At 64.9% G+C, this 24335-nt stretch carries 27 protein-coding genes; 12 read left to right on the top strand and 15 right to left on the bottom strand.

Features of this window, described 5'->3' with window-relative positions; all coding sequences use genetic code 11:
- Positions 1-10: 10 nt before the first annotated feature.
- The 5 genes from NOV72_RS10955 to NOV72_RS10935 all read right to left on the bottom strand — a co-directional run bounded on the left by NOV72_RS10955 (position 11) and on the right by NOV72_RS10935 (position 5600).
- On the bottom strand, positions 11-721 hold the full coding sequence (locus NOV72_RS10955; RefSeq protein WP_106854591.1) for a hypothetical protein: 711 nt from the start codon (positions 719-721) through the stop codon (positions 11-13).
- Between the two features lie 106 nt (positions 722-827).
- A complete protein-coding gene (locus NOV72_RS10950) occupies positions 828-1946 on the bottom strand; it encodes an enoyl-CoA hydratase/isomerase family protein (protein ID WP_106854630.1) in 1119 nt (372 codons plus the stop codon).
- Positions 1943-2713 carry an enoyl-CoA hydratase gene (locus tag NOV72_RS10945; RefSeq protein ID WP_106854590.1) on the bottom strand — a complete coding sequence of 257 codons (771 nt, stop codon included), beginning with the start codon at positions 2711-2713 and terminating at the stop codon, positions 1943-1945. The genes NOV72_RS10950 and NOV72_RS10945 overlap by 4 nt, the downstream gene beginning before the upstream one ends.
- 15 nt (positions 2714-2728) lie before the next feature.
- Positions 2729-4435, bottom strand: a complete 1707-nt coding sequence (locus NOV72_RS10940) for an AMP-binding protein (RefSeq protein WP_106854589.1) — start codon at positions 4433-4435, stop codon at positions 2729-2731.
- A 31-nt stretch (positions 4436-4466) separates the two neighbouring features.
- Complete coding sequence (locus NOV72_RS10935; protein WP_106854629.1) at positions 4467-5600, bottom strand: acyl-CoA dehydrogenase family protein; 1134 nt, start codon at positions 5598-5600, stop codon at positions 4467-4469.
- 174 nt (positions 5601-5774) lie between these two features.
- Between NOV72_RS10935 and NOV72_RS10930 the strand changes: the two genes are divergently transcribed.
- Both NOV72_RS10930 and NOV72_RS32260 read left to right on the top strand, forming a co-directional pair.
- Positions 5775-6797, top strand: coding sequence for an AraC family transcriptional regulator (locus NOV72_RS10930; protein WP_106854588.1), 1023 nt, complete (start codon positions 5775-5777; stop codon positions 6795-6797).
- A 63-nt stretch (positions 6798-6860) separates the two neighbouring features.
- Positions 6861-7022, top strand: coding sequence for a hypothetical protein (locus NOV72_RS32260; protein ID WP_181290981.1), 162 nt, complete (start codon positions 6861-6863; stop codon positions 7020-7022).
- On the opposite strand, the gene NOV72_RS10925 is transcribed toward NOV72_RS32260, so the two are convergent.
- Positions 7023-7913, bottom strand: coding sequence for a hypothetical protein (locus NOV72_RS10925; protein WP_342753390.1), 891 nt, complete (start codon positions 7911-7913; stop codon positions 7023-7025).
- 6 nt (positions 7914-7919) lie between these two features.
- Positions 7920-9215: an MFS family transporter gene (locus tag NOV72_RS10920; protein WP_106854587.1), complete on the bottom strand. Its 1296-nt coding sequence runs from the start codon at positions 9213-9215 to the stop codon at positions 7920-7922.
- 382 nt (positions 9216-9597) lie between these two features.
- On the opposite strand from NOV72_RS10920, the gene NOV72_RS10915 reads away from it, so the two are divergent.
- Positions 9598-10620: a DUF2891 domain-containing protein gene (locus NOV72_RS10915; protein WP_106854586.1), complete on the top strand. Its 1023-nt coding sequence runs from the start codon at positions 9598-9600 to the stop codon at positions 10618-10620.
- 6 nt (positions 10621-10626) lie between these two features.
- Here the strand turns inward: NOV72_RS10915 and NOV72_RS10910 are convergent, their stop codons facing one another.
- Positions 10627-10947 (bottom strand): YnfA family protein, encoded by a 321-nt coding sequence (locus NOV72_RS10910; RefSeq protein ID WP_106854627.1) that lies wholly within the window; start codon positions 10945-10947, stop codon positions 10627-10629.
- 66 nt (positions 10948-11013) lie between these two features.
- On the opposite strand from NOV72_RS10910, the gene NOV72_RS10905 reads away from it, so the two are divergent.
- Positions 11014-12378 carry an MATE family efflux transporter gene (locus NOV72_RS10905; protein ID WP_106854585.1) on the top strand — a complete coding sequence of 455 codons (1365 nt, stop codon included), beginning with the start codon at positions 11014-11016 and terminating at the stop codon, positions 12376-12378.
- Position 12379: 1 nt separating this feature from the next.
- Here the strand turns inward: NOV72_RS10905 and NOV72_RS10900 are convergent, their stop codons facing one another.
- Positions 12380-13387 (bottom strand): alpha/beta fold hydrolase, encoded by a 1008-nt coding sequence (locus NOV72_RS10900; protein ID WP_106854626.1) that lies wholly within the window; start codon positions 13385-13387, stop codon positions 12380-12382.
- A gap of 172 nt (positions 13388-13559) precedes the next feature.
- Here NOV72_RS10900 and NOV72_RS10895 point away from each other — a divergent pair, with 172 nt between their 5' ends.
- From NOV72_RS10895 to NOV72_RS10885, 3 genes are read left to right on the top strand one after another with little or no spacing between them, the layout of a single operon-like run.
- Positions 13560-14318, top strand: a complete 759-nt coding sequence (locus NOV72_RS10895) for a DNA/RNA non-specific endonuclease (RefSeq protein WP_106854584.1) — start codon at positions 13560-13562, stop codon at positions 14316-14318.
- Complete coding sequence (locus NOV72_RS10890; RefSeq protein WP_106854625.1) at positions 14311-14571, top strand: hypothetical protein; 261 nt, start codon at positions 14311-14313, stop codon at positions 14569-14571. The genes NOV72_RS10895 and NOV72_RS10890 overlap by 8 nt, the downstream gene beginning before the upstream one ends.
- A gap of 37 nt (positions 14572-14608) precedes the next feature.
- Positions 14609-15124 (top strand): methylated-DNA--[protein]-cysteine S-methyltransferase, encoded by a 516-nt coding sequence (locus tag NOV72_RS10885; protein ID WP_106854583.1) that lies wholly within the window; start codon positions 14609-14611, stop codon positions 15122-15124.
- 87 nt (positions 15125-15211) lie between these two features.
- Here NOV72_RS10885 and NOV72_RS10880 read toward each other — a convergent pair whose 3' ends face one another.
- From NOV72_RS10880 to NOV72_RS31920, 3 genes are all read right to left on the bottom strand, one after another.
- Complete coding sequence (locus tag NOV72_RS10880; protein ID WP_106854582.1) at positions 15212-15850, bottom strand: DUF2968 domain-containing protein; 639 nt, start codon at positions 15848-15850, stop codon at positions 15212-15214.
- 113 nt (positions 15851-15963) lie between these two features.
- The gene (locus NOV72_RS10875) at positions 15964-16320 is read right to left on the bottom strand and encodes a hypothetical protein (RefSeq protein ID WP_146149990.1); all 357 of its coding nucleotides are present in this window, start codon (positions 16318-16320) and stop codon (positions 15964-15966) included.
- 82 nt (positions 16321-16402) lie between these two features.
- Positions 16403-16606: a hypothetical protein gene (locus NOV72_RS31920; RefSeq protein WP_146149989.1), complete on the bottom strand. Its 204-nt coding sequence runs from the start codon at positions 16604-16606 to the stop codon at positions 16403-16405.
- On the opposite strand from NOV72_RS31920, the gene NOV72_RS10870 reads away from it, so the two are divergent.
- The 3 genes from NOV72_RS10870 (at position 16605) to NOV72_RS10860 (ending at position 18809) form a co-directional block, all read left to right on the top strand.
- Positions 16605-18116 carry an ATPase domain-containing protein gene (locus NOV72_RS10870; RefSeq protein ID WP_106854580.1) on the top strand — a complete coding sequence of 504 codons (1512 nt, stop codon included), beginning with the start codon at positions 16605-16607 and terminating at the stop codon, positions 18114-18116. The two genes, NOV72_RS31920 and NOV72_RS10870, sit on opposite strands and share 2 nt — an antisense overlap.
- Positions 18113-18469 carry a response regulator gene (locus NOV72_RS10865; protein WP_106854579.1) on the top strand — a complete coding sequence of 119 codons (357 nt, stop codon included), beginning with the start codon at positions 18113-18115 and terminating at the stop codon, positions 18467-18469. The genes NOV72_RS10870 and NOV72_RS10865 overlap by 4 nt, the downstream gene beginning before the upstream one ends.
- Positions 18470-18554: 85 nt before the next feature.
- Positions 18555-18809: a CsbD family protein gene (locus NOV72_RS10860; RefSeq protein ID WP_106854578.1), complete on the top strand. Its 255-nt coding sequence runs from the start codon at positions 18555-18557 to the stop codon at positions 18807-18809.
- A gap of 69 nt (positions 18810-18878) precedes the next feature.
- Here NOV72_RS10860 and NOV72_RS10855 read toward each other — a convergent pair whose 3' ends face one another.
- From NOV72_RS10855 to frc, 3 genes are all read right to left on the bottom strand, one after another.
- Positions 18879-19571 carry a hypothetical protein gene (locus tag NOV72_RS10855; RefSeq protein WP_106854577.1) on the bottom strand — a complete coding sequence of 231 codons (693 nt, stop codon included), beginning with the start codon at positions 19569-19571 and terminating at the stop codon, positions 18879-18881.
- A gap of 11 nt (positions 19572-19582) precedes the next feature.
- Positions 19583-20371 (bottom strand): fumarylacetoacetate hydrolase family protein, encoded by a 789-nt coding sequence (locus NOV72_RS10850; protein ID WP_106854624.1) that lies wholly within the window; start codon positions 20369-20371, stop codon positions 19583-19585.
- 222 nt (positions 20372-20593) lie between these two features.
- A complete protein-coding gene (gene frc, locus NOV72_RS10845) occupies positions 20594-21856 on the bottom strand; it encodes a formyl-CoA transferase (protein WP_106854576.1) in 1263 nt (420 codons plus the stop codon).
- Between the two features lie 370 nt (positions 21857-22226).
- On the opposite strand from frc, the gene sucC reads away from it, so the two are divergent.
- The gene (gene sucC, locus NOV72_RS10840) at positions 22227-23432 is read left to right on the top strand and encodes an ADP-forming succinate--CoA ligase subunit beta (protein WP_106854575.1); all 1206 of its coding nucleotides are present in this window, start codon (positions 22227-22229) and stop codon (positions 23430-23432) included.
- Positions 23429-24301: a succinate--CoA ligase subunit alpha gene (gene sucD / locus NOV72_RS10835; protein ID WP_106854574.1), complete on the top strand. Its 873-nt coding sequence runs from the start codon at positions 23429-23431 to the stop codon at positions 24299-24301. Before sucC ends, sucD begins: the two co-directional genes overlap by 4 nt.
- Positions 24302-24335 lie beyond the last annotated feature (34 nt).

Raw genomic sequence — 24335 nt, 5'->3', positions numbered from 1 at the left:
GCCGCGCCGTTTACCTCACGCCGCTCAATGCCGACGAAGCGACGGACGGCACCGAGATGCCGTTGGTCTTCGCGTACTGCACCGCCTGCGTGAGCGTCTGCACGAGCGATTGCAACTGTCCCGGCGCGGACTGCGCGATATAGCTCGCGGCCTGCGCGGTCGCCGGATTCGAGCCCGCCTGCAACAGCGACGACATGTTCATCGAATTCGTCACCGAGCCGAGATTCGATTGCAAGCCGGCGTACTGTTTCACGCCCTGCCCGAGCGAGGCGAGGCCGTCGCTGAAGCTTTGCTTGCTCGCGGCCGTCGGCGGCGGCGTGGAGCCGCTCGTGAACGCCTGCATCAACGATTGCGACACGCTTTGCTGCGTGCCGCCGAGTTGCGACAGCATGCTCGTGCTCGGCACCGCGCTCGTGCCCGATGCGCCCGACAACACACCCGCCGCCGATTGCGCCTGACTCGCGACGCTCGACATGCCCATCGCGGATGCGAGGGTCGATTGTCCCGAAAGCACTTGCTGGTTCGCGCCGAGATAACCCTGCACGAGCGAGTTCAGCGCCGAAGGCTGCGCCGCGCCGTTCGCGCCGTTTGCCACCTCCGAACTGCCGCTGCCGAAGCCGAACTGCTGAAGATTGAGCTGTGCATACGATGCGGCCGGCGCGATCAACGCGAATGCGATGCCGGCCGACAAAACTGCGAGCCGTGACGTACGGTTCGGCATGTCGGTTCCCCTCCTGAATTGTCCGATGATCGATAAGCCCGGTTCGACCATCGGCCATTTCGGCGGTTCGCCGCAGAAACATTTGCTTGCGTTTTTCCTCTGACGATCACGCGCCCAGGTCCGCGAGCGGATGCATCTCCCTGCGCCACGGCGACGAGAGAAAGTGCTGCACGCGCTCCGCCCGCACCTGCGCGAGCGTGGTCGGCGCGAAACGCGGCCGCTCGTCCTTGTCGATGATGAGCGCGCGCACGCCTTCGACGAAATCGCCGTCGTCGATTGCGCGGTACACGACGCCCAGCTCCATGCGGAAGCAATCCGCGAGCGTCATCTGACGGCCGCGCAGGAGCGCGTGATAGGTCACTTCGAGCATCGTCGGCGAATGGCTTTCGAGCGTGGCGAGCGTCGCGCGCGCCCAGTCCGATTCGTCCATCGAGAGCGACGCGGCGATGCGCTCCACGCCGCCCGTCGCGCAGACGGTGAAATGGCGCCTGATGTGCGCGCGAATATCGTCGAGCGGCGCATGGCGTTCGAGGTTCGCGGGCGGCACGAACACGCGCTTCAATTGCGTCATCGCAGCCTGCGCGTCGTCCCAGCGCAGGTTGTCGAGACGTTCGACGAAGCCGCTCAGCCATGCCGATGGCACGCATTCGTCGGCGAGCCCGACGCGCTTCGCGTCCGCGCCCGAAAGACGCGCGCCCGTCAGCCCGACGTAGAGCGCGAGATCGCGCGGCAATACGCGCAGAAAATGCGTCGCGCCGACATCGGGCAACAGGCCGATACGCGTTTCGGGCATCGCCATGCGCGTGCGCTCGGTCGCGATGCGCAGCGCCGCGCCCTGCGCGAGCCCCATGCCGCCGCCCATCACGATGCCGTCCATCAGCGCGATCACGGGCTTCGCAAAACGATGCACCGTGTGATCGAGCCGATATTCGTCGATGAAAAACTTCAGCCACGGCGTCTCGTGATGCGGATCGTTGCGCGCCGCGTGATAGAGCTTGCGCACGTCGCCGCCCGCGCAGAACGCCTTGTCGCCCGCGCCGCGCAGCACGACCGCCGCGATGGAATCGTCGGCGGCGCACTGCGCGAAGGTATCGGCGAGAAGCGCGATCATGTCGTGCGACAGCGCGTTCAGTGCGTGCGGCCGGTCGAGCGTGACGATCGCCACGCGGTTGACGACCTCGACGCCAATCTCCGGCGCGTCGCGCAACAATCCTTGCGTGCTCATGACGCGCTCCACCGCGGCTTACGCTTTTCGAGGAACGCGGCGACGCCTTCGCGCTGATTCGCGCCGTCGAACAGATCGACGAAGCATTCGCGTTCCAGCGCCAACGCCGCGCGGCGCGGGATGCCTTCGCGCGCGGCGTGGATCAGCGGCTTCGAGCAGGCGACGGCGTCCGGACTCATCGACGCGACGCGCGCCGCGATCGTCAGCGCGGCTTCGTAAGCGCCGCCGCTCGCGACCACTTCCTCGACGAGACCGATGCGCAACGCGGTCTGCGCATCCACACGCTCGCCCGTCAGAATGATGCGCTTCGCCCAGCCTTCGCCGACGAGCCACGGCAGCGTCTGCGTGCCGCATCCGCTCGGCAGCAGTCCGACCGACGCTTCCGGCAGCGCCATCTGCGCGTGTTCCTCGGCGACGCGGATATCGCAGGCGAGCGCGCATTCGAGCCCGCCGCCCATCGCGTAGCCGTTGATCGCGGCGATCGTCACCGCGCGCGCGTTCTGCAACGCCTCGAACGCCGCGCCGAAGCGCTGCGCGGCGACGCGCGCGTGGGCCTTGTCGCCATCGGCGAACTGGTTGAGGTCCGCGCCCGCGCTGAAGAACTTCGCGCCCGCGCCCGTCACGACGATCGCGCGCACCTGCGCATCGCGATTCAGCGCTTCGATGGTTTCCTGCAACGCCGCGAGGCCGTCGACGGTGAATGCATTGGCCGGCGGGCGGGCGAGACGAATCGTGACGGTCGCGCCGTCGCGGGTGACTTCGATCATCGTGGGGATTCCTTTTTAGTCGGCTTTGCTGGTCTGACGCAGCTCCGGAAAATCCTCTTCCCAGAACTCGAATTCGCCGCGCGGGCCGTCTTGCGTGCGGGCGATTTCCTGTCTGCGCAGATCGACGCGGCGGATCTTGCCGGAAATCGTCTTCGGCAATTCCGCGAATTCCAGACGGCGAATGCGCTTGTACGGCGCGAGCCGCTCGCGCGAGAACGCGAACACACTCCGGGCCAACTCCGGCCCGATGGAATAGCCGTGGCGCAGCGTGACGAACGCCTTCGGCACCGACAGGCGCAGCGGATCGGGACTCGGCACGACCGCCGCTTCCGCGATCGCTTCGTGCTCGATCAGCACGCTTTCCAGCTCGAACGGGCTCAACCGGTAATCCGACGACTTGAACACGTCGTCCGCGCGGCCGACATACACGAAGTAGCCATCCGCGCCGCGCGCCGCGACGTCGGACGTGCGATAGAAGCCGCCGCGCATCGCGTTCTCGGTGGCTTTGGGATTGTCGGCGTAACCGGTCATCAGTCCGAGCGGCGGCGGATCGAGCGCGAGCGCGATTTCGCCCTCTTCCGCCGGATGGCCGTCGGGATCGAGCAGCGCCACGCGATAACCCGGCAGCGGGCGGCCCATCGAACCCGGCACGAGCCGCTGGCCCGGCGTATTGGCGATCTGCGCGGTGGTTTCGGTCTGGCCGTAGCCGTCGCGGATCGGCACGCCCCACGCCGCCTGCACACGCTCGACGACTTCGGGATTGAGCGGCTCGCCCGCGCCGACGATCTCGCGCAGCTTCACGTCGTACGACGCAAGCGGCTCCTGCACGAGCATGCGCCACACGGTCGGCGGCGCACAGAGCGTCGTGACTTCGTGGCGCACGAGCACGTCGAGCGCACGCGCCGCATCGAAACGGCTGAAGTTGTAGATGAACACGCACGCCTGCGCGTTCCACGGCGCGAAGAAACAGCTCCACGCATGCTTAGCCCAGCCGGGCGAACTGATGTTCCAGTGCACGTCGCCGGGTTGCAGGCCGATCCAGTACATCGTCGACAAATGGCCGACCGGATAGCTCCGATGCGTATGCGCGACGAGCTTCGGCTTCGACGTCGTGCCCGACGTGAAATACAGCAGATAGGGATCGCTCGCGTTCGTTTCGGCATTCGAAACAAATTCGGGCGACGCGCCGTAAGCAGCCTCGTAAGCGAGCCAGCCTTCCTTCGCGCCGCCCACGGCGATGCGCAATCCGGGCACGTCGATGTCGAGAAACTTCTGCGTCTCCGCCGCATCGGCGATCACGTGCTGCACGCCGCCGAGCGCGATGCGGTCGCGCAGGTCGGCGGGCGCAAGCTGCGTGGTCGCGGGCAGGACGATGGCGCCGAGCTTCATCGCGGCGAGCATCGTTTCCCACAGCTCGACGCGGTTCGGCAGCATCAGCAGGATGCGCTCGCCGCGCTTCACGTTCAGGCCGCGCAAATGATTCGCGACGCGCGCCGAACGCTCGCTCATCTGCGCGAACGAGAGCCGCGTCTCGCCGCCGCTTTCATCGACGATATGCAGCGCGGGCGCATCGTTGCCGCGCGCCATCGGATCGAAATAATCGAGCGCCCAGTTGAAGCGATCGAGCGACGGCCATTCGAAGTCGCGATACGCGGTGTCGTAATCCGTGCGATGAGCAAACAGAAAGTCTCGTGCTTCGATGAAAGCCTGGGCGTCGTTCATTGCGTCTCCTGTCTGTTATTTTCGGCGCGGGTCAAACGTTGCGTGCGATCACCATCCGCTGCACTTCGCTCGTGCCTTCGTAGATCTGCGTGATGCGCGCATCGCGATAATGGCGCTCCACCGGATAATCCTGCAGATAGCCGTATCCGCCGTGAATCTGAATCGCATCGGAACAGACGCGCTCGGCCATCTCCGACGCATACAGCTTCGCCTGCGACGCCTCCGACAGACACGGAACGCCTTCCGTGCGCATGCGCGCCGCGTGATGAATCAAAAGGCGCGCGGCGTTGATCTGCGTGTGCATGTCGGCGAGCATGTTCGCGACCGACTGATGTTCGTGGATCGGCCGGCCGAACTGCACGCGATCCTTCGCGTAGGCGCGGGCCGCATCGAAGGCCGCGCGCGCGATGCCGAGCGCCTGCGCCGCGATGCCGATGCGCCCGCCCTCCAGATTCGACAACGCAATCTTGAGCCCCTCGCCGCGCTTGCCGAGCAGATTCGCGGCGGGAATCGCGCAATCGTCGAAGGTGATCGGGCAGGTATCGGACGCGCGGATGCCGAGCTTGTGCTCCGGCGCGCCGACGTTGAAGCCGGGCGTGTTCGTCGGCACGATGAACGCCGAGATGCCGCGCTTGCCCTGATCGGGATCGGTGACGGCGAAGACGATCGCCACGCCCGCGCGCTTGCCGTTCGTGACGAACTGCTTGCTGCCGGAGATGACCCACTTGCCGTCCTTTTCGACGGCGCGCACGCGCAGATTGTTCGCTTCCGAGCCGGCCTGCGGCTCCGTCAGGCAAAACGCCCCGATGATCTCGCCGCTCGCGAGCTTCGGCAGCCATTCGGCTTTCTGCGCTTCGGTGCCGAAGGCGAGAATCGGGCCGCAACCGACGGAGTTGTGCACGCTCATCAGCGTCGCGCAGGACGCGCAGCCCGCCGCGATTTCTTCCATCGCGAGCGCGTAGGCGGTGTAGTCGCTGAAGGTGCCGCCGAGTTCGGCGGGCACGACCATGCCGAGCAGGCCGAGTTCGCCCAGTTGCCGCACGACGGCGTCGGGAATGGCGCCGTCCTTGTCCCACTGGCCCGCGTTCGGCGCGAGGACTTCGGTGGCGAACTGGCGAGCCGCGTCGCGGATCATGCGCTGCTCTTCGGTGAGAAATGCGTCGATCATGTTTCGTCTTCGGTGAAGGGAACTGGGCGGCGCGGCGGGCGGCATCGATCGTATACACTTTCTGGCCGCCGCCAGCCGCGCGGATGGGCCGTCTGAGCACGAGTCTAGGCAATCGCCGGACGTTCTCCGATGCCCAAAACGATCACGCTAACTGAGCGCTTTGGCCACCTAGTGACAACCCCAAGTCCCAAAAAGAAGATCGAGCGCGATTCGATTTCCGTGAGTCTCGTCGAAGCGGCGTTGCGCTGCGCCGAGGCGCGCGGCGTCGCGCGCGAGCATTTGCTGGCCGCCGCGGGCATTGCGCCGGCGACGCTCGAATCGCCGCGCGCACGCGTGTCGCCAGTGCAGTACGGCAAGCTGTGGAACGCCACCGCCGACGCCCTCGACGACGAGTTCTTCGGCCAGGACGCGCATCCGATGCGGCGCGGCAGCTTCGTGCTGCTGTGCCACGCGGCGCTGTCCTCGCGCGACGGCGCGCAGGCGCTCGCGCGCATCGCGAACTTCATGCGCCTCGTGCTCGACGAACTGACCTTCGACCTCGACATCGAAGCAACGCGCGTGCGCATCTGGCTCGACGACACAGGCGCGCCCAAGACGATGTTCGCCTACGCGACGGGTTTCATCCTCGTGTACGGGCTGCTGTGCTGGCTGGTCGGGCGGCGCATTCCGGTGCTGGCGGCGCATATGCGCTGCCCCGAGCCCGCCGACAGCGACGAATACCGACTGATGTTCTGCAACGACCTGCGTTTCGACGAAACGCGCTCGTTCGTCGATCTGTCGGCCGAGTGCGCGGCGCTGCCGGTCGTGCAGACGTCCGCGACGCTCAAGCGCTTCCTGCGCGACGCGCCGGCGAATTTCATCGTGAAATATCGCAATCCGGATTCGCTCGCCGCGCGCATCCGCACGCGCCTGCGGCAAACCGCGCCGACGGACTGGCCCGAAGCCGAAAGCATCGCGGCGGCGCTCCATATGGCCGAAGCGACGCTGCGACGCCGTCTGAAGCAGGAAGGGCTGACCTATCAGGCGATCAAGGACGCGTTGCGACGCGACTTCGCGATCGCGCGCCTCGCGCACACGCAGGAGACGATTCCCCAGATCGCCGATGCGCTCGGTTTCGCGGAACCGAGCGCGTTCCGGCGCGCCTTCAGAAAGTGGACGGGCGTGCGCCCCGCGGATTACCGGCGGGAAGGCTGACTGCGGGGGCGCGGCGGGACTGCTATATTGAATCGACGATGACCTCGCATCACGGAGCGCACCATGACGAAAGCCAGCCGGGATGAACGTCCGAAGCAGGATCGGCCGGAACCCGCCAACGAAGAAGACCTGCTCGACGAAGCGCTGGACGAAACCTTCCCCGCAAGCGATCCGATCGCCGTGCACCCCGAGCGGGACACGCCCAAGGACGGCGGGAAGAAGTAGCTATTCGCCCGCTTCGGGCTCGTCCGGGCTGGACAGCAGCATCACGAGCTTCTCGACATGCTGATGTAAGAGCTTCACGTGCTTGTCGATCTGTTCGAGACGGCCGGTCAGATCGGCCTTCGCCGACTCGCTCATGCGATCCGACGCAATGAGTTCGTCGACTTTCGGCTGCATGCCTTCGACCTGAAGCAGCCCGAGCTGGCGCTCCAGGCGGCGCAAATCCTGTGAAAGCAGCTCGCGATTCTTGCGAAAAAGCAGATCGCGGCGGTTCACCTCGGCCTGTTGCTGGGCCATATCGGCGACGCGGCGCGTCGCCTCGGTCTGGGAAAGGAGCGGTTCAGGGCCGCGCAGCACGGGGCGCTTCGGCGCGGGGTGAGCCGTGCCGCGAAACACGGCCATCGGCGTTTCTTCGTCGATCGCGCGCAGGACGTCGGGCGGAACCTCCGCCAGCCCGCGGCGCTCGTCCATCCAGTGCGTCGGCAGGCCGGTCACGAGCTCGATGCCGCGCACGAATTCTTCGTTGAAGTCGCGCTGACCGGCGACGATCAGCTTCATGAACGTCGGCGAGAAGCTCATCATGCGCGCGAGGCGCCCGGCGCCTCCGGGCGAGCCGACCAGCACATTCAGGTTGGCGCGCCAGACAAGGAACAGCGTTTCGTCGAAATCTTCCATGAACAGGCTCCAGGCAGACCGACGCGCCCGAATGTGCGCATCAGCTTTGCGCGCGCGAACTGCGCGCGCATGCATATCCGGTTCCCGAATATCGTTGCGCACCTTGACCGGTGCGCCATCCACATACCGCATAAAACACCATAGTAACGTCATCGGCAAGCCTGGCGGATATGGCGCGCGCGGCGGAAAAGTTGTATCGCCGCCACGCACGCGCTGCACGCCGGCTTACGGTTCGTTGCGCAGATAGCCTTCCTTGCTCGGATCGAGCATGCGCCAGGAGACGACGAGCGAGATCGCGCACATCACGGTGACATACCAGAAGAACGTCGATTCGCTCCCCGCCGACTTGAGCCACAGCGCGACATATTCCGCCGAGCCGCCGAACACCGCGTTGGCGACCGCGTAGGAGAGCCCGACGCCCAGCGCGCGCACTTCCGGCGGGAACATTTCCGCCTTGATGAGACCGCTGATCGACGTATAGAAGCTCACGATCGCGAGCGCGATCACGACCAGCACGAACGCCATGAACGGGCTCGCCACCGTGGAAAGCGCGTGCAGCAGCGGCACCGTGCCGATGGTCGCGAGCGCGCCGAACCACAGCATCGACGCGCGGCGGCCGATGCGGTCGGACAGCGCGCCGAACAGCGGCTGAAGCAGCATGTAGACGAAGAGCGCGGCGGTCATCACGTTGCTGGCGGTTTTCGCGTGCATGCCCGCCGTGTTGACCAGATATTTCTGCATGTAGGTCGTGAACGTGTAGAAAATCAGCGAGCCGCCCGCCGTGAAGCCCACGACGGTCAGGAACGCCGCCTTGTGCTGCATCAGGCCGGCGAGCGTGCCCGCTTCCTTGCGGTCGCGCGTTGCGGCGGTGGAGGTTTCGTCGAGCGAGCGTCGCAGATAAAGCGAAACCAGCGCCGCGCACGCGCCGATGAAGAACGGAATGCGCCAGCCCCACGCCTTCAATTCTTCCGTCGACAGAATCTGTTGCAGCACCACCAGCACGAGGAGCGCGGCGAGCTGGCCGCCGATCAGCGTCACGTACTGGAAAGACGCGAAGAAACCGCGCCGGCCGCGCAGCGCCACTTCACTCATGTAGGTCGCGCTCGTGCCGTATTCGCCGCCCACGGACAAGCCCTGGAACAGGCGCGCGATCAGCAGCAGGAACGGCGCCCACGCGCCGATCGACGCGTACGTCGGCAGGAAGGTGATGACGAGCGAGCCGCCGCACATCATCAGCACGGAGATCATCATCGCGTTGCGGCGGCCGTGCTTGTCGGCGATGCGGCCGAAGAGCCAGCCGCCGATCGGACGCATCAGAAAGCCGGCGGCGAACACGCCGGCGGTGTTCAGCAACTGGACCGTCGGATTGCCGCCGGGGAAGAACGCCGCGGAGAAGTACAGCGCGAGGAACGAGTAGATGTAAAAGTCGAACCACTCGACGAGGTTGCCCGACGAGGCGCCGACGATTGCGAAAACGCGGCGCCGGGTGTCCTCTGCGGTATAAGCGGGAAGGTCGGTCATGTTGTTTCTGGTCTCTTGGTCACTGTCTGGATGGCGTTTGCCGGGCGCGTGGCCCCGGCACGAGCGCCCTTGGCGGCGTTCGGGCGCAAGTTTATACGACGGTTCGGGCGACGGCGCGCTCGCGTGGCGGGCGATACACGGCCGGATGCCGTAGGAAAATGCGCGCAGTCGCGCGCTCGCGTCCTCTCCGGCAATGGCGTCGCGCCCCCGCTCAGGCTTGCCGTACAGGCATTCGCCGACCTTGCGACCGATCGATGCGGCGCTTCCGACGCAATCCGCCGATGCCTCGGCCGTTCATCCTAGGTAATTACCCTTAGCCGGGATTTCCACAACGCATTATCGATAAAGTCTCGGGATCACGATTCGCACCGACGAGGACCGCATGAACCCGCATCAACCGATCACCCTCGACGCCGCGCTCGCGTCGAAGTTCGCCCAGGTCGCGCTCGGTCATCTGACGCGCGAATATCCGAACAAGCTCGATCATGTGATGGCCGGCGAAGCGGACGTCGCGAGCCCGCGCGCGCTGCATCCGGTCTTCTACGGCAGCTTCGACTGGCATTCATGCGTGCATGGCTACTGGCTGATCGCGCGGCTTTACGACCGTTTTCCCGAATTGCCGGAGGCGGCGCGCATCCGCGCGGTGATCGACGAGCATTTCACCGGCGCCAACGTCGCGGCCGAAGTCGCGTATCTGCAACGCCCGGCGGCGCGCGGCTTCGAGCGTCCGTACGGCTGGGCGTGGCTGCTCGCGCTCGCGGGACAACTCCATTCGATGCCTTCCGACGACGGCGCGCGCTGGTCCCGAACGCTTGCCCCGCTCGCCGATGCGTTCGTCGCGCGCTTCGAGGACTTTCTGCCGAAGTCGACGTATCCGCTGCGGGTCGGCACGCACTTCAACATGGCGTTCGCGCTGACGCTCGCGATCGGCTACGCGCGCGCCACGCGAAACGCGGACTTCGAACGTCTGCTGAGCGAAACCGCCTTGCGCTGGTTCGAAAAGGACGAAGGCTGTCAGGCGTGGGAGCCGGCGGGCGACGAGTTCCTGTCGCCGTCGTTGATGGAAGCCGTGTTGATGCGCCACGTGCTGCCGGGCGAGCGCTTCGTCGGCTGGTTCGACCGTTTTCTGCCGCGCATCGCCGCACGCGAACCGGCGACGCTCTTCACGCCCGCCACCGTCACCGATCGCAGCGACGGCAAACTCGCGCACCTCGACGGACTGAATCTGTCTCGCGCTTGGTGCCAGCGAACAATCATGCGGGCGCTGCCGGCGGGCGACGCGCGCATCGCGGTGCTCGAAGCGGCTGCGAACGAGCATCTGGCGTCGGGCATCGCGCATGTCGCGGGCGACTACATGGGCGAGCACTGGCTCGCGACGTTCGCGTTGCTCGCGCTGGAAGCCTGAGCCGCGTCAGACGCGCGGCTGAAACGCGATCACGCCCATGCCGACGAGCGCGATCGCCGCGCCCGCAATATCCCAGGCCGTCGGACGGATGCGGTCGACGGCCCATAGCCACACGATCGCCACGCCGATATACACGCCGCCGTACGCCGCATAGATGCGCCCGGCGGCGGTATCGTGCAGCGTGAGCAGCCACGCGAACAGGGCGAGCGACAGCGCGCCGGGCACGACGAGCCACGGCGAGCCGCCCTCCTTCAGCCATCGATACGGAAAATAGCAGCCGCCAATCTCGGCGATGGCCGTGACGACGTAGAGCGCGAATGTTTTCATGACGCGCATTATCGGCGCCGGCGCGCGGTTGCGCCGCGATCGCCGCATCCGGACAATGGCGCGTTCATGCAGACCACCCCGCAAAACCAGTCGAACGACGATTCCGCGCTGCCCGTGCGCTGGCACAGGCGCGTATTGACGCTCGCGTTTCCGATCGTCCTCGCCAACCTCACGCAGCCGATTCTCGGCGCGGTCGATACGGCCGTCGCCGGGCATCTCGACGGGCCGCAGTATCTCGGCGGCGTCGCGCTCGGCGGGCTCGTGTTCGGCTTCGTGTTCTGGGGCTTCGGCTTTCTGCGCATGGGCACGACGGGACTCGTCGCGCAGGCGTTCGGCGCGCACGACGACGAGACCCTGCGCGCAAGCGTGCTGCGCGCCCTGCTGCTCGCGCTCGCGATCGGCGCGACGGTGCTGGCGCTGCAGGTGCCGATCATCCGCTATGCGCTCGTCGCGCTGGGCGGCAGCGCCGCCGTTCAGGACACCGCGAGTGCGTATTGTCATGCGCGCATCTGGGCCGCGCCGTTCGCGCTCGGCAATTACGTCGTGCTCGGGTTCCTGCTCGGCTGCCAGCGCGTGCGACTCGCGCTCGTCACGCAGATTTTCATCAATCTGGTGAATATCGTCGCGGTGCTGCTGTTCGTGTATCGCTTCGACTGGGGCATCGCGGGCATCGGCGCGGCGACGGCCTTCGCGGATTTCTGCGGTTTCGCGCTCGGCCTCGCGATCCTCCGGCATTTGCGTCCGCGCGGCCTTGCGCCGCTCGCGCCGCGCTCGCTCTTCGATGCGCACGCGCTCCGGCGGCTCGTCGCGATCAACCGCGACATCTTCATCCGCACGATCTGTCTGCTCGGCTCGTACGGCTGGTTCGCGCATCTCGGCGCGCGCGAGGGCGACGCGATTCTCGCCGCCAACGCGGTCCTGCTGAACTTTCAGACCTTCATGTCCTTCGGGCTCGACGGCTTCGCGCACGCGGCCGAGGCGCTCGTGGGCGCGGCGGCCGGCGCGCGCGACCGTCACGCGTTCCGGCAGGCCGTGAGGATCACGCTGCTCTGGTCGGCGATCGGCGCGGCGGGGTTTTCCATCGTCTACTGGATGGGCGGCGAATGGATCATCGGCAAGTTGACCGATCAGGCCGCCGTGCATGCGGCGGCGGTGCGCTATCTGCCGTGGGCGTCGGTGCTGCCGCTTGCGTCGGTCGCGGGTTTTCAGCTCGACGGCGTGTTCATCGGCGCGACGCGCACGCACGAGCTCATGAAGGCGATGGCCGTTTCGCTCGTCGTGTTCCTGCTCGCCGCGTGGGCGCTCGCGGGATCGCTCGGCAATCACGGACTGTGGCTCGCGCTCACGCTTTTCATGGTGGCGCGCGGCATCACGCTGGCGGTTCAGGTGCCTGCGATCGAGCGCGCGTCGTGCGCGCCCGGCCGGACCTGACTCACTGCGGATTCGGCTTCAATGCGGCGAGGCCGTCGAGCAGTGCTTTGTGGAACGTTTGAGGATCCTGCATCTGCGGCGCGTGACCGAGTTCCGGAAACTCGACCAGCTTCGCGCCTTCGATCCGCTCCTTCGCCAGCTTCGCGAGATCCGGATAGCGGCCGAGCGTCGGGCGAATTTCCGGCGGCGCGAAGTCCTTGCCGATCGCGGTATTGTCCTTGTCGCCGATGAGCAGCAGCGTCGGCGTTTTCAACTGGTCGAATTCGTAGACGACGGGCTGGGTGTAGATCATGTCGTAGAGCAACGCCGAATTCCACGCGACGATGTCCTTGCCCGGCCCGCGATACATGCCCGCGAGCATCTGCACCCACGGTTCGTAATCGGCGCGCCACTGGCCCGAATAGTACGTGCTCGTTTCGTAGCGGCGGATGCCATCGGCGCTTGTCTTCAGCTCGCGCGCGTACCAGTCGTCGATCGATATCGACGGCACGCCTTTCGCCTTCCAGTCTTCGAGTCCGATCGGATTGACGAGCACGAGCTGCTCCGTCTCGCGCGGATACATAAGTGCATAGCGCACGGCGAGCATGCCGCCCGTCGAATGCGCGATGAGCGTCGCCTTCGATACGCCGAGCGCCGCGAGCAACGCATGCGTGTTGCGCGCGAGCTGCTGGAAGCTGTACTGATAGCGCGCGGGCTTGGTCGATTTGCAAAAGCCGATCTGATCCGGCGCGATCACGCGATAGCCGGCATCGGTCAAGGTCTCGATGGTCTGCTTCCATGTCGCCGAACAGAAATTCTTGCCATGAAGAAGCACCGCGGTCCGCCCGTTCGGATGCGACGAATGCACGTCCATATAGGCCATGCGCACCACCTGTCGCTGCGACGTGAGCGCAAATTGAGAAACCGGATACGGGTAATCGAAGCCTTGCAATTCCGGGCCGTAGGCGGGGCCGTCATTGCCGGCTGATTGCACGGCGTCGTCGGCATTCGCGTGAAACGCGGCGAACATCGCGAACGACAAGACCAGAGAACGAAGAACGAACGGTTTCATTTTTTGATTTCGGGATGACGTCGGCCGACGCATTCTAGCGCGCCCGAAATTCACACGCGCGCGCCCGCCCCGCGCGGTGTGCGCAGCGCTTATACTTGCGGCCCCGATCGTCGTCTGGACCTTCTCAAGCATGCCGTTTCGTATCAAGGCAATCGCCGCCGCGCTCTTCGCATTCATCTGTGTCGAAGCATCCGCGAACGACTGCCCGCAGTTCAACCCGAATGGCCGCGCACCCGTCGTCGTCAATGCGAAGATGCGCGCGGCGACGCAGGAAGTCTGCTATTCCGACTTCGCTCTGCTTCACTCCGGCATCACGAAAGGACCGCTCTGGTCGGCGGAACATCTGACCGCGAACAGTGTCGACGAGGCGAAGAACAACACGCGCACCAATCGCTTTTTCGTCGAAAAGCGTCTGCCGCCCGGCGAGAGCGCGCAGCTTTCCGATTACAAGAAAAGCGGTTACGACCGCGGCCACATGAGCCCCGCGGGCGATCGCGCGAGCAAGAAAGGCATGGCCGAATCGTTCTCGCTCGCGAACATCGTGCCGCAGGATCCGTCGAACAACCGGCGCATCTGGTCGCGCATCGAGGAAGCGGTGCGCAGGCTAACGGAGGAATCGGGCGAAGCGTACGTCGTCACGGGGCCGCTCTTTTCGGGACGGCAGTTGCAGACGATCGGCGAATCGCGCGTGTTCGTGCCGACGCAACTGTACAAGGTGGTCTATTTGCCGCAGCGTCAGATCGCGTTTGCGGTGGTGATCGAGAATACGTCGACGAACACGTACACGATGAAAACCGTGCGCGAACTGGAAGCGATGAGCGGCCTCGCGTTTCCCGGCATACCGGACGGACTGAAGGACAAACGACTTGGAGGGTTGCGCGGTGTTTAAGCCATTTGCGAACGATACGGACGTGTTGAACATCGCGGGCGACGCGATCAACATCGAAAACGGCGTGAAGCGCCTGACGATCAGCGGCGACTTGACGATCGCCCGCGACAAGGCGGGACTCGCGAACGCGCTCGCGCTTCAGAAGGCGATCGGTGCGATCATCGAAGTTCTGCAGGGCGACGCGTCGCTTCCCGCGAAGCTGCCCGACGAACCGGCCGCGCCGTCCGGCACCGCCGACAACCCGTTCATCTGAAGCGGCAATCGCAAAAGACGCCGCGCGGAGAACCGAAGTGATCGAATGCCATGTCGGCCCGAGTCCGCTCGGGCACATCCTGTATCGCGCTGAGAACGACTGTCTGACGGGGCTCTTCTTCGTCGGACAGAAGCATTTTCCCGATGGCCTGCCGGAACAGACGCTGTCCGACGCGCCGCCCCGGTCGCGCGTGATCGGCGAGGCGCGCGAGCAGATCGGCGAGTACTTCTCCGGCGCGCGCCAGGAATTTTCGATCGCGTTGAAGCTCGACGGCACGGCGTTTCAGCGGCAGGTCTGGGACGCGCTTCGGCAGATTCCTTTCGGCGAAGCGTGGACTTACGGCGATCTCGCGCGACGGCTCGGCTTGCCCGCGGGCGCATCGCGGGCCGTGGGCGGCGCGAACGGCCGCAATCCGATTGCGATCATCGTGCCGTGTCATCGCGTGATCGGCGGCGACGGAGAATTGACCGGCTACGCAGGCGGCGTGGACCGCAAGCGTCATTTGCTTACGCTGGAAGGCGGTCCGGGGCGCGAGCAACTCGTGCTGTTCTGAGCCGTCGTTGTCGGCATGCAGGCCGCGTTCGTTCGTATAGGCGCGATGCGTTAGATGCGGAGGCCTGTCCCGCGTAAATCGGGAGCCTTATTTGACGGGCGCGGGAAGATCGCCGTCGGACTGTTTTTGCAGCTCCTGCACGCGTGTCTGCAGCGCGCGAAGCTGCGCCTGCGCGGCGGCCTGTTCCGTGCGCAATTCGCGGATCGCGTTCTGCTGCTCCAGTTGATAGCTCGTCACCTGGCTTTGCTGCGCGCGAGCGATATCGAGATCCGCTTGCAACCGGCTGGCGCGTTCCTGCTGCACGGAAATCTGCCTGTCGGCATACGCTTTTTCGGCTTCGAGCTTGATGCGCTTGATTTCGGCATCGGCGAGCGTGGTCGATGTTTTGGCGAAATCGGAATAGACCGTTTCCGCGCGTCCATCATTTTGTGTTTTGAATACGCGCCAGATATTGTTTTGCTGAAAAAGCGCGACGTAATAAGTCATCTGGTCGGCAAAGTACGAAAGACTCGCACCGTAGCTGCCATTCAACGTCTTGCGCAATTCGGTGATCCTTCCGGTGGAGACCAGACTTTGAAATTCCGCGACGTCGCCATTCGTTGCCGCCGCGTCCGGTTTATTCGGTGACGAACCCGCTCGCACCTCGTCGGCGGCGCAGGCCCACGGGAGCGGCCCGAATGAACTGATCGCGATCAGCGCGATTTTCGCAATCACCAACCGCTTCATTGCGATTTTTCCATAGTGACAAAGCACATCGCTCGCAATGGATTATGGCGCGGTAATGCCGCCGATTCCAGACGATCGAAATCGCTTTTATCTCGTCGCAATGAAGATGCTGTTCAAATCGTCCGCTGGTGTTTGGAACGTTGTTGCAGCAATCGCGCTTCGCCCGCACTGCGCGTGACTTCGACAGGCATGAGAATGCGCGAATCGCCCGGTTCAGCGGGCATGCGTCCGAAAATACTGTGGTCCGCCTGGAACTCGAACGGCTTGGCCGACAAAATGCGCGCGTCGGGCAAGGGCTCGACAGCATGAACCGGCGCGGAGGCCGTGGCGAAGAAAGCGAAAAAGCTGGCAATGAGCGCAAAAGCGCCCTGGATCGAGTGCGAACGGTGCATGGCAAGGAGAAGGCAATGAGAGCGCGCGAGCGCCGGAACTGAGCGCCGGAAGAAACATACGGCGTGCGTGTACTGCATCGTTCGACATTTCAACAGCCGTCGCGCCGTCTGCCCATGGGAGAGTTCTCAAAGAATTCTTGCCCGCGAACCGCTTCTCCCCTCAGACAAAGCGATCGGGCGTGAAAAATGCGCTCGACAGGCATTCGCTTGCGCGCGCGAGCACGGCCCCGCGCGTCTCGACGATCTCAAAAAAGGCACGGCGAGGGCGAACATCGGTACGGCAGGCGGCCACAGGTTGCGAAGAGTCCGCCATAATGCGCCTTCCCAAAAATGCCGATTCGCCAAGTAAAAATGAAAATGCCATGACTCAAGACGACAAGCACTCGACCGATCAGCCCAGGCAGCCCGCCGCCAACGACGGCAACGTGACGACCGGCGTCGCGGGCCTGGACGACATCCTGGGTGGCGGCCTCGTCGAAGGCGGCCTGTATCTGGTCGAAGGGATGGCGGGCGCGGGCAAGACGATTCTCTCGTCGCAGATCGGCTTTCACCGCGTCGCGCAGGGCGACATGGTGCTGTACATCACGCTGATCGCCGAATCGCATACCAAGCTGCTGTCCCATCTGCGGGGACTTTCGTTCTACAACGCCGACGCCATCTCCGACCGGATGTTGTTCGTCTCCGGCTATCACGAACTGATGCGCGACGGCCTGTCCGGTTTTCTCGCGCTGATCGCCTCGACGATCAAGACGAGCCGGCCGCGCTTCATGGTCATCGACGGTTTTCGCAGCGCGCGCGAATTCAGCTCGACGGAGCTGGAACTCTCGCAGTTCATCCACGAGTTGTCGGCGTTCGTGAGCGCCGCGCGTTGCACGACGCTGATCCTCGCGCCGCTGTCCGGCAACGAGCCGCATCCGGAGCACACGCTCGTCGACGGCCTCATTGAACTGAACCGTTACAACACCGGCATGCGGCGCGCCCGCGAGATCGAGGTTCACAAGCTGCGCGCCCGCGATCATCTGCTCGGCAAGCATTTCTTCAAGATCACCGAAGACGGCCTCGTGACCTTTCCGCGCATCGAGGCTACGCCCGCGAACGATCAAGGCACGCCGGACTTCACCAGCAAGTTCGGCTTCGCGTTTCCCGATTTCGATCAGATGCTCGGCGGCGGCGTCGTGCGCGGCTCGACGACCACGCTCGTCGGGCCGTCGGGCATCGGCAAGACGCTCCTGTCGCTCAAATTCCTGCAGGCGGGCGTGGAGCGCGGCGAGCGCTGCGTCTATTTCGGCCTTTACGAGTCGCCCGAGCGGCTGCTCGCGAAAGCGAAGTCGGTCAACATCGATCTCGCGCCGGCCGTGCAGGACGGACGTCTCACGATCCAATGGCATCCGGCTGTCGAACTGGCGATCGACGAACTCGCCGTCGAACTGCTGAACGCGGTGAGGAAGTCGAACGCGTCGCGGCTCGTCGTCGATGGCATCGACGGATTTTTTCAGTCCGCGAACCGCACCGAGCGCTTCGGGCTCTTTCTCAACGCGCTCACGCACCGCCTGCGCGACGCGGGCGTGACCACCGTCCTCACCGAGGAACTGGCGCTCTACGGCGACGCGGGCCTGCCCGCGACGCTGCGCGCGTCGGCGATGACGGAGAACATCGTCCTCATGCGTTACGTGGAGGCGAACTCCGCGCTGTATCGGATGGTGTCGGTCATCAAGCAGCGCGAAGGCTCGCACGATTCGGCGATTCGCCGGCTCACGATCGACTCGCGCGGCCTGCATATCAGCGAAGGCTTCATCGGCCCGACGGGTCTGTTGTCCGGACACCCGTCGGTCGCGCCCGCGCTCTCTGTGTCGGACCCCGGCGCGCGCGCATGAAAAAGATCCTCGTCGTCGACGATGAATTCGACATTCTGACCACGTGGCGGCTCGTGCTCGAAATGGAGGGTTACGAGGTCTCGACCGCATCCAACGGACGCACCGCGCTCGATGCGGCGCGCGCGAATCCGCCGGCGCTCGTCATTACCGACTGGATGATGCCGCACATGAACGGCGTCGAGCTGATCCGCCAGCTCGCCGCAAGCGACGGACTCGCCGGCGTGCCGGTCATCCTCATGAGCGCGGCGGCCAATGCGCCGGCGCTGGCGCATCCGCGTGCGCAGTTTCGCCGCAAGCCGCTTTCGATCGACGATCTGATCGACACCGTCAAAGATCTGATCGGCCCGGCTTGAGCGGGCGTGGCACGCGGCGTGCTGCAAAGGTGCGTTCCGGCGAATCCGGACTCACGAGAAACCGCTCAACCCGAAGGGAGGCACCATGGTGCAGGATCAAGTGGAAGGCGCGGCACAAAAAGTCGTCGGCAAGGTGCAGGACGCGGTCGGCGCGCTGACGGGCGATGAAGCGACGCAAGCCGAAGGCAAAGTGCGGCAGGCGTACGGCAACTTGCAGCAGAGCTACGGACAGACCGTCGACAACGTGCGCATGGCGGTCGCGAGCCAGCCGATTCAGGGCGTGCTGATCGCCGCGGCGGTCGGCTTCGTGCTGGGGGCGTTGTGGAATCGGGATCGGTGATGGGCGGCTCGCCGCGCGCATGACGCATCGAAACAAAGCCGGCGCGGGCAACCGCGCCGGCTTTGTCGTTCATGGCGCCTCGCGCACGACGCCGACCGGCGCAGCGGACCGTGCGCAGCCGATGGCGATTGCAAGCGCCGCGACGACGAGCGCGCCATGCCTGCCGCCGATCGCCGCCGCGACGGCCAGTCCGCACGCGGCCACCGAACTCAAAACGTTCGCCGTTGGCGCGCCTGCGACGCCGCCCATCGCGAGAGACAAATGCGCGCCGATGAGCGCGATCATCGCAACCACCGACACCACGGCGAGCACGTCCGGTTGCGCGCCGAATACATAGGCGAGCGCCGCGCAGGCGCCCGCGCAGACGAGATGCAGCGGCGGGAGCGTCATGTTTTCGCGGCTTCCCCGCGCGCAGAGCAATTTTCCCAGCGCCGCGATCCCGCCGCCCGCAAGCACCGCGTACGCTCCGTTCAAATCCGGCAGCATCCATGCGACGAAAGCGATCGTAGCGAGCAAAGCCTGTGTCGATGCGCCGGGGGCGTTTCTATCGAGTCGATATCCGGCCAATCCCGCGACAGTGGCGAGCAAGAGCGCGGCGGCCATCGGCGCAAGCGCGGCAGCACCGCCGCTCGCGCAGGCAGCGACGACGACCACCGCGCCCGCTGCCGCCAGCGCGCGCGAACGCACCGCGCCCGATCGCATCGACGAACCCGCCGACAGCGCCGCCAGCACGCACAGCGCGCCGGCCAGAGCATCGGACATGCGCCGCTCCTTCAGACGGCCAACACGTTCGACAGCGTCCCGATCCCCGCGATCGACACATCCACCCGCGCGCCGTCCTTGATCGAGCCGACGCCGATCGACGTACCGCACGCGATGACATCGCCGGGCACGAGCGTCATGTCCTGCGAGAGCATGCTGACCTGCTGCGCGGGCGAGAAGATCATGTCGTCGAGCGGATAGTTCTGCCGCTCGACGCCTTCGAGCGTCGTGACGACATTCGCCGTGCGCCAGTCGAAACCATTGCCCGGCGTGACGATCGCGGGTCCGAGGCACGTGAACGTGTCGAAGCCCTTCGAGCGGCACCACTGCGCGAAGTTGGGATCTTCCTGCAGCAGTTCGATCGCGGTGACGTCGTTCACGCATGTATAGCCGAAGATCGCCGCTTCCGCTTCCTCGACCGACGCCCCGCTCACCGTCTTGCCGATCACGATGCCCAGTTCTCCTTCATACGCGATCTTGCCTTGATAACTCTTCGGCCTCCGGATCGACTCGTTCGGCCCGATCACCGACATCGGCGGCTTGATCAGAAAGAGCGGATGCTGCGGCGGCGCCTTGTCGAGCTTCTGCGACAGCGCGTAATAGTTGTTCCACAGCGCGATGACCTTGCTCGGCTGGCATGGCGCGAGCAGCGTGAGATCGTCGGCGGCGAAGGAAATGTCGGTCGGGCGCGGATGGTCGAACAGCGCGCCGTCATGCTGAACGACGCGGCCCGAATGCTGGTCGAGCGTACCAAAACCGATGCTGCCGCCTGCGTCACGAAAACGAATCCAGTGTGTCAAGTCTGTCTCCTTATGAGGAGCGCGGGCGTACATGGCCCGCGCTCTCGTCCCCTCCTCCGTACCTCGAATCAGACCCGCGCCGCGGGCCCGCTTGTCCTTCGCGCCCAGCGGTTTCGTCGCGTGCGGGCGTAATCGTATGGCTCCGGTTCATATCGACGTGCAGGATCCGCGCCGCCTTCCTTCGAAGGCGGCGAGAGGCAAAAACGACTGCGCGAAAGTCGGCTAGATCGCGCCGAGACTCTTCAGCGTGGCGATCTGGTCGGGCGTGTAGCCGAGTTCGGCCATGACTTCGTCCGTGTGCTCGCCGAGCAGCGGCGAACGCACGACTTCGGTCGGGCTGTCGGACAATTTGATCGGATTGCCGACCGTGAGGTACTTGCCGCGCACCGGATGATCCACTTCGACCACCGTCCCGGTCTTGCGCAGCGACGGATCCTCGGCGATTTCCTTCATCGAAAGAATCGGGCCGCACGGAATGTCGTGCTTGTTGAGAATTTCCATCGCCTGGAATTTGGTCTTCGACATCGTCCAGCGCTCGATTTCGTCGAAGATCTGCTTCAGATGCGGCAAGCGCGCATTCGGCGTCTTGTAATCCGGATGATCGATCCATTCCTCCCTGCCGATCACCTTGCAGATTTCACCCCACACCGGCGCCTGCGTGATGAAGTAGATATACGCGTTCGGATCCGTTTCCCAGCCCTTGCACTTCAGGATCCAGCCGGGCTGGCCGCCGCCCGAGGCGTTGCCCGCGCGCGGCACCGCTTCGCCGAACGAGCCGTTCGGGTATTGCGGATATTCCTTCATGACGCCGGTGCGTTCGAGGCGCTGCTGGTCGCGCAGTTTCACGCGGCAGAGGTTGAGCACGCCGTCCTGCATCGCGGCGAGCACTTTCTGGCCGCGTCCGCTCGTGTTGCGCTGATAGAGCGCCGTGACGATGCCGAGCGCGAGATGCAGGCCCGTGCCGGAATCGCCGATCTGCGCGCCGCTGACCGTCGGCGGGCCGTCGTCGAAACCGGTCGTCGAGGCCGCGCCGCCCGCGCATTGCGCGACGTTTTCGTAGACCTTGCAGTCTTCGTACGGTCCCGGCCCGAAGCCTTTCACCGACGCGACGATCATCCGCGGATTCAACTCCTGGATGCGCTCCCACGTGAAGCCCATGCGATCGAGCGCACCGGGCGCGAAATTCTCGACGAGCACGTCGCATTTCTTCACGAGCGTTTCGAGCACCTTCTTCCCTTCGGGATTCTTGGTGTCGATCGTGATCGAGCGCTTGTTGTGGTTGAGCATCGTGAAGTAGAGACTGTCGGCATCGGGGATGTCGCGCAGTTGCTCCCGCGTGATGTCGCCCGCGCCCGCGCGTTCCACCTTGATGACGTCCGCGCCGAACCACGCCAGCAATTGCGTGCAGGTCGGTCCCGACTGGACGTGCGTGAAATCCAGGATGCGCACGCCGTCCAGCGCCTTGCCAGAGTTGTTCACCGTCATGGCTTGTCTCCCAAATCTTTAGTTCGTCGTTTATAGGTTCAAATATATGCGTACATCGTCTGCGCCGTCAGCTAACGTCGCGCACGTTCTCGCCGCAGCCGCTGCAAATCTCTGATATACAATATTCCACACACAGTATTAGTCAACAGTCTTGCGCTCAGCGAAAACCCTTTGATGCATTGCACGATGGTCTGAAATCCCTTCTCCTGAACGCAATCGCGGTTTTTATTGCTGCATCGCACCAGTCCTTAGACCTTCGCAGGAAACCCGGCGCATCATCCAAACATTTTGCTCCACCTGAAATCTGATATACAGTATTTCAGCGCAAATTGACCGCGCGCATTCCCATCAGAGGACATCAGGAGACGCAATGAACATCCACGAGTATCAGGCGAAGACGCTGCTGCGAAAGTACGGCGTCGCGGTTCCGGAGGGCCGCGTCGCCTTTTCCGCGCAGGAGGCCGCCGACGCCGCGAGCGCGCTGGGCGGACCGGTCTGGGTCGTGAAGTCGCAGATTCACGCGGGCGGCCGCGGCGCGGGGCGCTTTTCCAACGATCCCGACGGCAAAGGCGGCGTGCGCGTCGTGAAATCGGTGAACGAGGTGCGCGAGAACGCGCAAAAGATGCTCGCTTCGGTGCTCGTGACCAAGCAGACCGGGCCTGCGGGCAAGGAAGTGAAGCGTCTCTATGTCGAGGAAGGCTGCGATATCGCGCGCGAGCTGTATCTCGGCATGCTCGTCGATCGCGCCACGTCGCGCATCACGATCATGGCGTCGACGGAAGGCGGCATGGAAATCGAGGAAGTGGCGCATCGCACGCCGGAGAAGATCCTCAAGGTCGCGATCGATCCGGCGACCGGGCTGCAACCCTTTCACACGCGTCAGATTGCATTCGGCCTCGGTTTGAGCGGCAAGCAAGTCGGCGCGGCGTCGAAGTTCATCACCGCGCTGTATCAGGCTTTCGTCGATCTCGACGCGTCGATCGTCGAAGTGAATCCGCTCGTCGTGACCGGCTCCGGCGACGTGATGGCGCTCGACGCCAAGCTCAATTTCGACGACAACGCGCTCTATCGTCATCCCGATATCGAAGCGCTGCGCGACGAGGACGAGGAAGATCCCGCCGAAATCGAAGCGGCGAAACACGGTCTGAACTACGTGAAGCTCGACGGCAACATCGGCTGCATGGTGAACGGCGCCGGCCTCGCGATGGCCACCATGGACATCATCAAGCTGTACGGCGGCGAGCCCGCGAACTTTCTCGATGTCGGCGGCGGCGCGACGCAAGAGCGCGTCGCCACCGCGTTCAAGCTGATTCTGCGCGACCCGAAGGTGCAAGGCATTCTCGTCAACATCTTCGGCGGCATCATGCGTTGCGACGTGATCGCGCAAGGCGTCGTCGCGGCCGCGCGCGAAATCGACCTGCGCGTGCCGCTCGTCGTGCGTCTTGCCGGAACGAACGTCGATGCGGGCCGCGAAATCCTGCGCACCTCCGGCCTCACGATCATCCCCGCCGACAATCTCGCCGATGCCGCCGACAAGATCGTCAGCGCCGTCGCCCAAGGAGGAAACGCCCAATGAGCGTCCTGATCGATAACGACACGAAAGTGATTTGCCAGGGTTTCACCGGCGCGCAGGGCACGTTTCACTCCGAACAGGCGATCGCGTACGGCACGCGCATGGTGGGCGGCGTGACGCCCGGCAAGGGCGGCACGACGCATCTCGACCTGCCCGTGTTCGACACCGTCGCCGACGCCGTCGCGAAAACCGGCGCCGATGCGTCCGTCATCTACGTGCCGCCGCCCTTCGCCGCCGACGCGATTCTCGAAGCCATCGATGCGCAGGTGCCGTTCATCGTCTGCATCACGGAAGGCATTCCCGTGCTCGACATGCTGCGCGTCAAGCGCGCGCTGAGCGGCTCGACGAGCAGGCTCGTCGGCCCGAATTGTCCGGGCGTCATCACGCCGGGGGAATGCAAGATCGGCATCATGCCGGGGCATATCCATCAGCCGGGGAAGATCGGCGTCGTGTCGCGTTCGGGCACGCTCACGTATGAGGCCGTCGCGCAGACGACCGCCGCCGGGCTCGGGCAGACGACCTGCATCGGCATCGGCGGCGATCCGGTGAACGGGACGAATTTCATCGACTGTCTCACGCTTTTTCTCGAAGACGACGCCACCGAGGGCATCATCATGATCGGCGAGATCGGCGGATCGGCGGAAGAAGAAGCCGCGCAATTTCTCAAGGACGCGAAGACGAACAAGCCGGTGGTCGGCTTCATCGCCGGGACGAGCGCGCCGCCGGGACGACGCATGGGCCACGCGGGCGCGATCATCTCGGGCGGCTCGGGCACGGCGAGCGCGAAGATCGACGCCATGAAGTCGGCGGGCATTTACGTCGCGGATTCTCCCGCTGCGCTCGGCGAGACGATGGTTCGCGCGATGCGCTAGCCGCATCGGGACGAAAAAAAAGGCTGCGGAGCAA

Source organism: Caballeronia novacaledonica (assembly GCF_900258035.1).
GTDB lineage: Bacteria > Pseudomonadota > Gammaproteobacteria > Burkholderiales > Burkholderiaceae > Caballeronia > Caballeronia novacaledonica.
The sequence above is the reverse complement of the archived record's forward strand: the minus strand, read 5'-3'. Positions and strand labels throughout refer to the sequence as shown.

Coding starts and splice junctions, on each gene's coding strand:
- NOV72_RS10905 (WP_106854585.1), top strand. CDS start 11,014: ATGCAGACCACCCCGCAAAACCAGTCGAACGACGATTCCGCGCTGCCC.
- NOV72_RS10920 (WP_106854587.1), bottom strand. CDS start 9,215: ATGACCGACCTTCCCGCTTATACCGCAGAGGACACCCGGCGCCGCGTT.
- NOV72_RS10910 (WP_106854627.1), bottom strand. CDS start 10,947: ATGAAAACATTCGCGCTCTACGTCGTCACGGCCATCGCCGAGATTGGC.
- NOV72_RS31920 (WP_146149989.1), bottom strand. CDS start 16,606: ATGGCATTTTCATTTTTACTTGGCGAATCGGCATTTTTGGGAAGGCGC.
- NOV72_RS10895 (WP_106854584.1), top strand. CDS start 13,560: ATGCCGTTTCGTATCAAGGCAATCGCCGCCGCGCTCTTCGCATTCATC.
- NOV72_RS10940 (WP_106854589.1), bottom strand. CDS start 4,435: ATGAACGACGCCCAGGCTTTCATCGAAGCACGAGACTTTCTGTTTGCT.
- NOV72_RS10950 (WP_106854630.1), bottom strand. CDS start 1,946: ATGAGCACGCAAGGATTGTTGCGCGACGCGCCGGAGATTGGCGTCGAG.
- NOV72_RS10870 (WP_106854580.1), top strand. CDS start 16,605: ATGACTCAAGACGACAAGCACTCGACCGATCAGCCCAGGCAGCCCGCC.
- frc (WP_106854576.1), bottom strand. CDS start 21,856: ATGACGGTGAACAACTCTGGCAAGGCGCTGGACGGCGTGCGCATCCTG.
- NOV72_RS10945 (WP_106854590.1), bottom strand. CDS start 2,713: ATGATCGAAGTCACCCGCGACGGCGCGACCGTCACGATTCGTCTCGCC.
- NOV72_RS10860 (WP_106854578.1), top strand. CDS start 18,555: ATGGTGCAGGATCAAGTGGAAGGCGCGGCACAAAAAGTCGTCGGCAAG.
- NOV72_RS32260 (WP_181290981.1), top strand. CDS start 6,861: ATGACGAAAGCCAGCCGGGATGAACGTCCGAAGCAGGATCGGCCGGAA.
- NOV72_RS10915 (WP_106854586.1), top strand. CDS start 9,598: ATGAACCCGCATCAACCGATCACCCTCGACGCCGCGCTCGCGTCGAAG.
- sucC (WP_106854575.1), top strand. CDS start 22,227: ATGAACATCCACGAGTATCAGGCGAAGACGCTGCTGCGAAAGTACGGC.
- NOV72_RS10880 (WP_106854582.1), bottom strand. CDS start 15,850: ATGAAGCGGTTGGTGATTGCGAAAATCGCGCTGATCGCGATCAGTTCA.
- NOV72_RS10955 (WP_106854591.1), bottom strand. CDS start 721: ATGCCGAACCGTACGTCACGGCTCGCAGTTTTGTCGGCCGGCATCGCA.
- NOV72_RS10875 (WP_146149990.1), bottom strand. CDS start 16,320: ATGCAGTACACGCACGCCGTATGTTTCTTCCGGCGCTCAGTTCCGGCG.
- NOV72_RS10865 (WP_106854579.1), top strand. CDS start 18,113: ATGAAAAAGATCCTCGTCGTCGACGATGAATTCGACATTCTGACCACG.
- NOV72_RS10855 (WP_106854577.1), bottom strand. CDS start 19,571: ATGTCCGATGCTCTGGCCGGCGCGCTGTGCGTGCTGGCGGCGCTGTCG.
- sucD (WP_106854574.1), top strand. CDS start 23,429: ATGAGCGTCCTGATCGATAACGACACGAAAGTGATTTGCCAGGGTTTC.
- NOV72_RS10900 (WP_106854626.1), bottom strand. CDS start 13,387: ATGTTCGCCGCGTTTCACGCGAATGCCGACGACGCCGTGCAATCAGCC.